A 606-nucleotide genomic window follows, 5' to 3' on the forward strand; every position below is an offset into this window, starting at 1 on the left:
AATTACTCGACACTTGTCGCAGATTGGTTTAACAGATGGTCTTACTTTCATCTTTATTCGTCTCCTTATTTGCGTCTAAATGTAATACGCCCACGTGTTAAGTCATACGGTGAAATTTCAACGGTAACACGATCACCTGGTAAAATGCGAATGTGATGCATACGGATTTTACCAGAAACGTGAGCTAGAATCTCGTGTCCGTTTTCCAATTTAACTTTAAAAGCTGCATTGGGTAAAGTGTCAACTACGATACCATCAATTTCGATCATATCTTGTTTAGCCATGAATCCTACACTCCTCCTTCTATCAAAAAATGAAATGATGTTAGGCATAATATGCCATCTACCATTTTAACAAAAAAGTGCTAAATATCCAAGTAAAATTTAAAAAAAACACAACTTTATTAAGTTGTGTTATTAACAAGTGGTGGAGAAGGACAGATTCGAACTGCCGAACCAAAAGGAACTGAGTTACAGTCAGCCGCGTTTAGCCACTTCGCTACTTCTCCAGCTTTTAAAAAAAAGAACAATCAGAAGATTGTTATAAATAAAATGGAGCAGGTGATGAGAATCGAACTCACGTAGTCAGCTTGGAAGGCTGAAGTTC

2 protein-coding genes and 1 tRNA gene are annotated in these 606 nt (G+C 37.1%); all 3 read right to left on the minus strand.

Annotation, left to right across the window (positions count from 1 at the left end; genetic code table 11):
* Positions 1 to 51 (minus strand): 50S ribosomal protein L36 (gene rpmJ / locus KTQ83_RS12785; protein WP_217256559.1); only part of this gene is annotated, 51 nt, incomplete at its 3' end.
* A 14-nt stretch (positions 52 to 65) separates the two neighbouring features.
* Positions 66 to 284 carry a translation initiation factor IF-1 gene (gene infA / locus KTQ83_RS11965; protein WP_117573900.1) on the minus strand — a complete coding sequence of 73 codons (219 nt, stop codon included), beginning with the start codon at positions 282 to 284 and terminating at the stop codon, positions 66 to 68.
* 140 nt (positions 285 to 424) lie between these two features.
* Positions 425 to 508: transfer RNA gene (locus tag KTQ83_RS11970), tRNA-Tyr, on the minus strand.
* Between the last annotated feature and the right edge of the window lie 98 nt (positions 509 to 606).

The sequence above is a fragment of the Holdemanella porci genome (assembly GCF_019052655.1).
Classification (GTDB): Bacteria; Bacillota_I; Bacilli_A; order Erysipelotrichales; family Erysipelotrichaceae; genus Holdemanella; species Holdemanella hominis.